At 47.1% G+C, this 9,122-nt stretch carries 9 protein-coding genes; 6 read left to right on the top strand and 3 right to left on the bottom strand.

Going from position 1 to position 9,122, the window contains the following annotated elements; genetic code table 11:
- The 6 genes from NZ952_00005 to NZ952_00030 form a co-directional block, all read left to right on the top strand.
- On the top strand, positions 1 to 1,050 hold a 1,050-nt coding region (locus tag NZ952_00005; GenBank protein ID MCS7119589.1), incomplete at its 5' end, for an FtsX-like permease family protein.
- Positions 1,051 to 1,116: 66 nt separating this feature from the next.
- On the top strand, positions 1,117 to 2,295 hold the full coding sequence (locus NZ952_00010; protein ID MCS7119590.1) for an ABC transporter permease: 1,179 nt from the start codon (positions 1,117 to 1,119) through the stop codon (positions 2,293 to 2,295).
- Positions 2,292 to 3,896: a hypothetical protein gene (locus NZ952_00015; GenBank protein ID MCS7119591.1), complete on the top strand. Its 1,605-nt coding sequence runs from the start codon at positions 2,292 to 2,294 to the stop codon at positions 3,894 to 3,896. The genes NZ952_00010 and NZ952_00015 overlap by 4 nt, the downstream gene beginning before the upstream one ends.
- A gap of 14 nt (positions 3,897 to 3,910) precedes the next feature.
- Positions 3,911 to 4,570, top strand: a complete 660-nt coding sequence (locus tag NZ952_00020) for an ABC transporter ATP-binding protein (protein MCS7119592.1) — start codon at positions 3,911 to 3,913, stop codon at positions 4,568 to 4,570.
- Positions 4,570 to 6,051 (top strand): class I SAM-dependent methyltransferase family protein, encoded by a 1,482-nt coding sequence (locus NZ952_00025; protein MCS7119593.1) that lies wholly within the window; start codon positions 4,570 to 4,572, stop codon positions 6,049 to 6,051. The genes NZ952_00020 and NZ952_00025 overlap by 1 nt, the downstream gene beginning before the upstream one ends.
- A 50-nt stretch (positions 6,052 to 6,101) precedes the next feature.
- Entirely contained in the window at positions 6,102 to 6,386 is a 285-nt protein-coding gene (locus NZ952_00030; protein MCS7119594.1) for a Trm112 family protein, read from the top strand.
- Positions 6,387 to 6,403: 17 nt separating this feature from the next.
- Here NZ952_00030 and NZ952_00035 read toward each other — a convergent pair whose 3' ends face one another.
- The 3 genes from NZ952_00035 to NZ952_00045 form a co-directional block, all read right to left on the bottom strand.
- Entirely contained in the window at positions 6,404 to 7,354 is a 951-nt protein-coding gene (locus NZ952_00035) for a Gfo/Idh/MocA family oxidoreductase (GenBank protein ID MCS7119595.1), read from the bottom strand.
- A complete protein-coding gene (locus NZ952_00040; protein ID MCS7119596.1) occupies positions 7,347 to 8,696 on the bottom strand; it encodes a nucleotide sugar dehydrogenase in 1,350 nt (449 codons plus the stop codon). The genes NZ952_00035 and NZ952_00040 overlap by 8 nt, the downstream gene beginning before the upstream one ends.
- A 129-nt stretch (positions 8,697 to 8,825) precedes the next feature.
- On the bottom strand, positions 8,826 to 9,122 hold a 297-nt coding region (locus NZ952_00045), incomplete at its 5' end, for a DUF354 domain-containing protein (GenBank protein MCS7119597.1).

Here is a 9,122-nt window from a genome sequence, read left to right on the forward strand (position 1 = left end):
CCCCCCTCAATAAACTCAATAGTAAACTCAATAAACCAAGAAGCCAGGACGCTTGCAGCCATAATTAACCAGGGCGGAACCTACATCATCCTAAGCCGAAACTCAACATCACTCACCGACAGCAGAATAGACCCGAAATTGGCAAATGTTCTATCCAGCATAAACGAGGTCAGATATATAATGCCCCAGAAATTCCTCGCCGTAAACATAACGGCAAAAAATGTTGAACGGCAGGTCATTTTGAGGGGGGTAATGGATGTAAATGGCTTCCTCAAGACTAGGAAAGCATACATAAACGGGTCATCAGCCAAGAATGTGGATGAAGCGAGCATCGGAGAGATCTTATCATCAGCACTAAACCTCAAAATAGGTGACGAAATAACATTAAGCCGCGGTGGAAAAAAAGCTAAATTAACAGTGAAATGTATCTACAGAACCCAAACTTCAGCAGACTCTGAAATACTTGTACCAATAGAGGCTGCAGAGAGGCTGACCGAAGGGGACGGCCAGCTATCGGCAATAGAGTTCACTCTGAAAACAGACATAAACGTGAGAGACGTCATCAACCAGATCTCCTCAAAGCTGCCACCTGAAACCAGAATACTAGAAACCCAGCAGCTATACGAATTCATCGAGGAACTAAACCAGCAGACGCTCACCCTCATAAACCTCCTATCCATAACCGTCTACATAGTCGTAGCCGCAGCATCATACATCATCACTACAAGGCTCCTCATAGAATCCTCCTACGAGATAACGATGCTCAAAGCGCTAGGCGCAAAGAGAAACCAGACATTCGCCCTAATCCTAGCATACACAACGCTTACATCAGCAATCAGCGCCCTTCTGGGAATATCATTAGGCACGGCTGGAACCCAGATCGCCTCAACAGTGCTCAGATGGGTTTGGATAAGCATCGACATCAACCCATTCATAGAGATAAGCCAAGCCGCACAAACCCTTATACTCGTCCTTGTCTCAGCAACTCTTGGATCCGCATACCCAGCCATTAAATGCTCCAGGACAAGATACGCGGAGCACCAGCTATGAAACAGGACAATAAGAAAGTCAACCTATAACAGGAGAGAAACTAACCAGGATGGAGAAAGACGGCTGATGAGACTACTTGGCTTCAACTACTTGAAAATACAACGCATATTAACCCTAACAATAGCGATAACTCTCTCATCAACACTCTTCTCCCTAACAGCTCTCAGCCTTCTCGGATTCTATAAAGGCTTCAGCCTCTACCTAGGCGAGGACGAGAACATCATCGCCCTCTACGATCGGAAAAGCCGAACCCCCTTCACAGGCCTCGTCCCACTATACCTAGCGGAGAGAATAAGCGTCCTTGAGGGTGTTATTGCCATCAGCCCGGAGACAGCGGTCCCATGTATACTAAATAATGAACAGGTATTCCTACGTGGAGTGATACCAGAAGAATTCACCAAGCTGAATCAGATAACGATTATAGATGGCGAAATGCTGCGAATGGATGATATAAGCGCGGTCATGCTCGGCATGAATATAGCCGAAAAGCTCGACTTGAGAGCGGGCTCAAGCATCCTAATCCTAGGCGTCCTAAAAGAGCAGTATCTAGAAATGAGAATAAAGGGGGTATTCGCCTCAAACTCAGTAATGGACGACGAAGTCATAGCGCCCCTATACGTTGGGCAATGGCTGAGAGGAACAGACTACGGCCATGTAACACTCATCAGATTCAAGATTGACAGGAATCTCATAAGCGCCTCAGAGATCTTCGAGATGATAGCGAGAGAAACGGGGGACACAAGCCAGCCGCCACCTGCAAGCCAAGAACCCCAAACACCTATAATCATCCCAAGAATCATAACGAGGTTCAGGATAGAGGACCTGGGAATAGAAGAAGCGAAAAACGTAATGAAGAATTATATGGAACGATACGGGATCACGAGGGAGGCCCTTCTCACCCTATCCGTGATGATCTTTATTCTCTCAAGCTCCAGCATATTCTCGGCGGCAGAAACGATACTGCAACAGCATAAGAAGGAAGTGGAGGTCATAAGATCAGTCGGAGCCTCAAAGAAGACCCTAAAGCATGATCTCCTGGCAAAGCTGCTAATCTGGGCGGCCTTCGGATCGACCGCCGGAACAGCCGCCGCCATAACTATCCTAAAAGTCGCCGAGACTATAAGTAAACTACAGATCTTATCCCACACCATAACCTTCAGCACTGACCCCCTCATAATCTCCACAAGCATAGCGCTCACGGCCATGATTGTCTCGATAAGCATCCTAAGAGCTGATCTTAAATGAAGAAAATTCCGCAGATACTCATCCCACTCTCAATAGCCATACTACTAAGGCTTTACCCAACAATATCAAGTGGACAGCCATTCTCCGTAGACGCATGGTCCCCAATAAGAAACAGCGAACTTCTAATAGAACACTCACCCATCAGCCTAGGCGAAGACAAAATATTTGACGGCTACAACAACTACTGGCCAGCAGTAAGCATCTTCGGAGCCCTTCTCGCCAACACAGTTGATGCCAAGCCTAAAGAGACTATGGCCGTCGCCGTCCCACTAACAGCATCCCTAACAGTCATCATCCTATACGCCCTGCTCAGCCGCGCCCTATCAAGTCCCAAGCCGGCATTATTCGCGTCAACCCTCCTCGCCTCAGCCTTTCCATACAGCCTCTTCACAGCAGGGGTGACGAAGGAAACATACGCGAGCCCGCTCTATCTCCTCCTCATCCTCACCCCCATCCTATATAAATGCGACTGGAGGCAGATAATCATCCTTACAATATCATCAATGGGACTAGTCCTATCTCATCATCTAACAGCCCTTATAGCCGCAGCGAGCCTAGGAGGCATGACCCTAGCCAGCCTAATAGTAGGGATTGAAGGAAGACCAGGTCGCGAGTGGACAGTGATCCTCCCATTTCTAATCCTAACCACAGTAGGAGGCATCTACTTCGCAAGCTTCGCATATAGGGGGCTAAAGGTAACATTAACCATAAATGATCTACTCTCCGCAGCCTCATACCAGACAATCGCCTTCGCCATAACCCTCTACTTTGCAACCAGAACGAAGAGAAAACACTCCATAAGAACGGTGCTCTCATCTTCCACCCTAGCATTAACGGGTTTACTCTTCATGTTACTCTGCACAGTTAAGCCAATCACACCTGATGCTCCAACACTTCCACTCCACTATGCTCTGCACGCCGCACCCTACATTCTCCCCTCGCCACTCATCATATTAGGATTCCAAGAAGCGAGGGGAAAGGAGAATTTCCCCCTACTCTTCTGGCTTGCTTGCATACTCGGCCTCGAAGCCTACGCAATATTTGGAAACCCGCCCGTAGGGCTAACCCTAATATACAGGACACTTAACTTCCTATGCGCCCCATTAGCGGTCTTCACCGCAATTGGCCTCCACGCGTTATTCCCTGAAAAAGAGGGGTTCAACCGCAGGCATCATATTAATCTCGCGGCTGCAGGCTGCCTCCTACTCCTCACAGCCCTAAACTCTTATGGCGTATATGCAGCTGTAAACCTTCAGGAAAGATTCTTAGGATACTTCTGGTTATATACTGGTCAAGAGTACGAAGCGGCAGAATGGATCTCCAAGGCGGTTGGCAGCCAACGAATAGCAGGAGACGTTAAAGTCTTGTACCTTCTCAAGGGCTACTTCAACAAAGACGTAGATGTCACTCAGGGACTCCTATACCTAACTGGAGGATCATCCGCAAAACCGAGGATCCTATTCACATATAATCGGATGCTGAATAATGGATACGTTGTATACCAAGGGCTCAGCGCAAACCTTCCTGCAGAATGGACCGTGAAGGCCTCATACATGAGCCAAGTGTACTGTAACGGTGAAGTGAAGATATTCAGTAGCTGAGGCGTAACATGGAATTGATCGAGATAATGGACCTGTGGAAGTCATACGGTGAAAACGTGATCCTGAGAGGTCTAAACCTAACCGTAAGAGAAGGCGAGTTCATAGCTGTTAGAGGAAAATCGGGCGTAGGAAAAACAACATTACTAAAGATCATAGGTCTACTTGAAGATCCAGACAGAGGCGAAGTCAAGGTTCTAGGTCAAAAGGCGAATGGACTAAGCGACGATGAAAAATCAAAGATAAGACTAAACAGCATAGGATTCGTCTTCCAATTCTTCAATCTAATACCCTCCCTAACGGTGCTTGAAAACATAGAGCTCCCACTAGCTCTAGCAGGCAAAGGGAAAAATGAGAGGAGGAGAAGAGCCTACCAACTATTAAAGCACTTCAGCCTAACAGATCTGGCGGAGAGATTTCCAGAAACCCTAAGCGGAGGAGAAAGGCAGCGGATAGCCATAATAAGGGCGCTTGCAAATAGTCCAAGAATAATCCTGGCTGACGAGCCCACATCAAGCCTAGACGACGATAACTCCCAGCTCGTAACCAACCTATTGACAGACATAAACAGGACGGAGAAGGTTACAATAATCCTTACGACGACAGACCTTTATGAAAAGTTGCCAGTTCACAGGGATTACATTCTCCGGGAAGGGCGCCTAGCGGGGGCCTTTTAATGTCCAAAAATATTCCCGAACAGAACCGTATTGACAGGAGCCAGAAATGGGGAATCATCTTCGCAGCGTCAATACTCTTCATCATAACCATCATCTGCCTCGCCTTCAGCAGACTGGTAGACGACTACCTCTTATGGCTATGCTTAGAAAAGGGGACGCTGAAAATATACTGGCAAAGAAGACCCATCATATGGGCTCAGATACCTATAAGCCCAAAGTATCCCCTATGGATACCACTACTGCCCTTTGCAGCCGGGCTTGCTGACGTTCTTTGGGCGCATAAGCGGATAAGCTATGAGATCCGCATAAGGGGTAAGAGGATCCACCATTATCAGATCGGGATGGCATCAACCTTGGTCGGCATCATTCTCGCCGCAGTCACGATAACTTCAAGTGCACCATCGGTTATATGGTTGGATTGGAAAAGGACCAGCGTCGCCGAAATACTCCAAGGATTATCTGTCATAATGGTAACCGGAGGAATCTTACTAACACTTCTCGACGCCGAAGATCTGGCAGAGAGAATGAGAAGAATAAAAAAAGGCTTAGAGAAGATTCACAACAGTAAGAGGTATTGGAAAGTCGTAATAAGTGGGTTACGGCACACTTCGCCCCGACAACACGAGAAAATTGAGAAATTTATGGAAGTGGCAAACTGGATGGAGACAAAGGAGATCATTGCGCCCAAGTCCTATGATGTCGTCGGCGACATAGCCATTATAAGATTACCGGACCACCTGAGAGAACAGGCGGGGAAGGCGGCCCAAGCCATAATGCAGCTGAATAAGCATATACGGACAGTTCTCCTTCAGGTAGGTCCAGTCTCAGGCGAGCTACGCCTAAGAAAACTTACTCCAATCCTAGGCGAGAACAAGACTGAGACTACCCATAAAGAGTCGGGCTGCACCTTCAAGGTTGACCTGGAAAAATGCTACTTTTCACCAAGACTCTCTTTCGAGAGAATGAGAGTTGCCTCACAGGTAAAGCCTGGCGAAGTCATAGTTAACATGTTCGCCGGCGTCGGATGCTTCTCGATAGTAATCGGCAAACACTCCAAAGCGGAGAAGATCTACTCCATAGACATCAACCCCGACGCCATCAGGTACGCCGATGAAAACGTGAGACTAAACCGTCTTCAGGGAATCGTCGAAGTTCTTGAAGGAGACTCAAAAACCATTATAGAGGAGAGACTGAGAGAAATAGCAGACCGGGTTCTCATGCCCCTACCGGAAAGAGCCTACGAATACCTAGAATACGGCATCCTAGCGCTAAAACCGCAAAAGACCGGGATCATACATTACTATGATTTTATGCATGCCCACAAACATGAAGACCCAGTCGAGAAAACCGTGACCAAGATTTCATCTAAGCTAGAAAATTTAGGGGTTGACTTCAACGTTGCTTATGGAAGGGTTGTAAGGGCTGTGGGACCCAGATGGTATCAGGTGGTTCTAGACATTGAGATCAATAAAAAGCATTAATAATTAAGAAGGCAGATTTATTAATAAAACGTGAGAGGGTTGCAGTGAACATGAAGAAGCGTCTAATGGATATTCTCGCATGCCCAATTGACAAGTATTACCCCTTAGAACTATACATATTTGAGGAGAAAGAAGAGATAATAGAAGGGATGATCGTCTGCCCAAAGTGCCTAAGATGGTACCCGATTAGGGAAGAGATCCCTGAGATGCTTCCCGATGAACTACGGGAGAAGAAAGAGGATCTTCCATTCCTAAAGAAGTGGCGGGAAAAAATTCCGGAAAGGATACTACTAGAAGGCAAACCATTCAATCTGAAAGGGGAACCTGCAGAGTAACTTTTTCAGGCAAACATTTATGCTAACTTTATCATACGTTCTTTCGCAGCTGATCTAAGCGCCGCTTCAGCTATTTGCAGGGCCTTTAAGCCATCTAAGCCGGTGACCATCGTCTCATTACCCTCTAAGATGGACTGGACGAAGTGCTTTAATTCAATCTTGAGAGGCTCCTCCCACTCATACCTCGGTGTCAACGTCTGCCCTAAAGTCTCAATAGTCATCTCCTGCGTTATATAGTCCAGGGATATTATCGCCTCGCTTCCCGTCACTGTGAGCCTTCTTACCTTGTAGGGCGTAAGCCAATTCGCCTCAATAAAGGCGGATTTCCCGTTCGGGAAGGCGAGCATTATCTGAGCATAGTCCTCGAACCTTTCATGCCTGAGATTTCCAGTTCTAGCGAATACCGCAATGGGCTCCTCTCCGAAAATATAACGGACAATATCTATGTCATGTATGGCTGTATCCTTAACAACCCCAACATCTCCTATTCTTTCCGGCCATCTTGAAACTCGCCTAACAGTAACCGAGACAGGTAAACCAATCTCCCCATCATCTATCGCCTGCTTCAATCTTCGGACAGCCGGATTAAACCTTTCTATGAAGCCTACCATGAGGCGAAGATTACGGGACTTCGCCATCTCCACAATCTTCTTTGCCTCCCTCACGGAGCTTGCCATGGGCTTCTCAACAAGCACATGCTTCCCCATCCTCAGCGCCTTCATAGCCTCTTCGGCAAGCCTCGTCGACCATACACATAGGTTAACCGCCTCTACATGCTCCCTTCTATACATCTCCATACTTTCAACATAGGCTTTAATGCCATACTTCTCCGCCGCCGCTTTAGCCCTCTGCTCATCAAGATCGCAGACCGCAACTAACTCTGCTTCTGGAAGCTCACTGAGGACTCTAAGATGGTTCTTGCCCCAGAATCCCGCACCAACCACAGCGACCCTCAATCGGTCAGGCATGCACAGACCCCCGTCCTAGACCTCTATAAATAAACCCTTCTTTTTTCACCATCTCCAGATCTAGAATATTAGCCAAATCAACTATCGCCGCCGGCTTTCTCATACTAACACCAATCTTACCCAAACTTAACCGCTTAAAGCGTGTGTGGCCAACAGCAATTAGTAGGCAATCAGCCCCATGTATTACCCTGGAAAATGTTCTCTCAGCAGGATAACCCATACTTCTCAATTCGCTGAAAGAGTAATGAGGGTCGAAAACGACGACATTTGCGCCCCTCCTATTTAGGAGATCGATTAGATCCGGCACAAGTGTGCCTCTCGCCTCCTTTACGTTAGCACGAAAAGAAACGCCGAGAACCGCAATCTTTGATCTTCTCAAAGACTTTCCGCATGCCGCCAGAGCGTCCTTAACCAGCAGGCATGCATGCTTCACAACCCCCTCATTAACTCTTTGAGCGGCAGAGGCTATTGGAAGCCTGACGCCCAACTCTTCAGCTTCGCTAAAAAGGAGGGAACAGTCTTTCGGCAAATGCCCCCCAACCAAACCCGGCCTTAGCAGATGGCAGTAAGGCTGAGTGTTCGCAGCCTCCTGCGCCTTCAGATAATCTATTCCCACCTTCTCGCAGAGCCTTGCCAGCTCATTTGCGAGGGCTATGTTGACATAACGGTAAACATTCTCGAAAAGTTTTACGGCTTCAGCCGTCCTTATGTCCTCAACCTCGACGACTCCGCCTCTCGCTATGGTTCCCAGAAAAGCTTTTGCCACCGCCAGACTCTCTTTGTCTATCCCAGCAACAATCTTAGGGTAAGAGAGGATATCTCTAATCGTCCTTCCAACCCTAGCCCTTATAGGGCTATAGGCAAGTCCGAAGTCGACTCCGGCTTTTAATCCTGATATAGACTCAAGAAAAGGTTTTATCACAGTGTCCGTTGTGGACGGGGGCAATGTGCTCTCAACGATAACCAACGCCCCCCTTTTAATGTTTAAGCCTATACTCCTGCAAGATTCTTCAAGACTTGAGTAATCAGGCCGCCCATTTTTATCAATTAATATATTAACAGCAATAACTATGAAGTCGCTCATTGGAATAGCATCCTTAGGATCAGCTGTGGCTTTGATCCGACCGACGCCGAGATTCTTCTTCAAAAGATTCTCAAGCCCAGGCTCTTCAAATGGGCATACCCCATTATTGATCTGTGACACTAGGTGCACATCTTTGTCTAAGCAGAAAACTCTGAATCCGGCGTCTGCGAATAAGCAGGCTGTTGGCAACCCCATCCTTCCACATCCAACCACTGTGACGACATACCTACCCCTCTCCTTCACATCATCAAGATCCATTAACCGCGAATTCACCAATACGCATCATCTCTTTTCAATGAATTGGAAGCTCTTACTTAACCAGAAGGATTTTGCAGAGCAATATATTTTAAGCGGTATCCAAATTTTAAGATTTGGTGTCTGCCGCAATTATTCCTTCTGACGGAAAACGTTAACAGCTTTAGCTATCACTTCGGCTGGGTCCTCAAAGTTCTTGACAATCTCCCTAGCCTTCATAGATTGCCTGATTTTTTCAGATTCAATCTTCTCCAAGGTTTTCAGAACCTTTCTGGCTAGGCGCTGAGGATCTGTTTCACGTTTGACAAGACCTATTCTCATAAGATATCTCTCGATAAAGTAAGGTTCACTTGGATAACATGAAAAAGTTGGCACACCTAGCAATGCAGCCTCCGCGGTCATAGTTCCGCCAGCGCCAACGAATATTGA

The sequence above is a fragment of the Candidatus Bathyarchaeota archaeon genome, from assembly GCA_025059045.1.
Classification (GTDB): domain Archaea; phylum Thermoproteota; class Bathyarchaeia; order Bathyarchaeales; family DTEX01; genus JANXEA01.

What these genes read in the sequence shown, in the direction of transcription:
- NZ952_00010 (MCS7119590.1), top strand. Translation starts at nt 1,117, where the DNA reads ATGAGACTACTTGGCTTCAACTACTTGAAAATACAACGCATATTAACC.
- NZ952_00015 (MCS7119591.1), top strand. Translation starts at nt 2,292, where the DNA reads ATGAAGAAAATTCCGCAGATACTCATCCCACTCTCAATAGCCATACTA.
- NZ952_00025 (MCS7119593.1), top strand. Translation starts at nt 4,570, where the DNA reads ATGTCCAAAAATATTCCCGAACAGAACCGTATTGACAGGAGCCAGAAA.
- NZ952_00030 (MCS7119594.1), top strand. Translation starts at nt 6,102, where the DNA reads ATGAAGAAGCGTCTAATGGATATTCTCGCATGCCCAATTGACAAGTAT.
- NZ952_00035 (MCS7119595.1), bottom strand. Translation starts at nt 7,354, where the DNA reads ATGCCTGACCGATTGAGGGTCGCTGTGGTTGGTGCGGGATTCTGGGGC.
- NZ952_00040 (MCS7119596.1), bottom strand. Translation starts at nt 8,696, where the DNA reads ATGGATCTTGATGATGTGAAGGAGAGGGGTAGGTATGTCGTCACAGTG.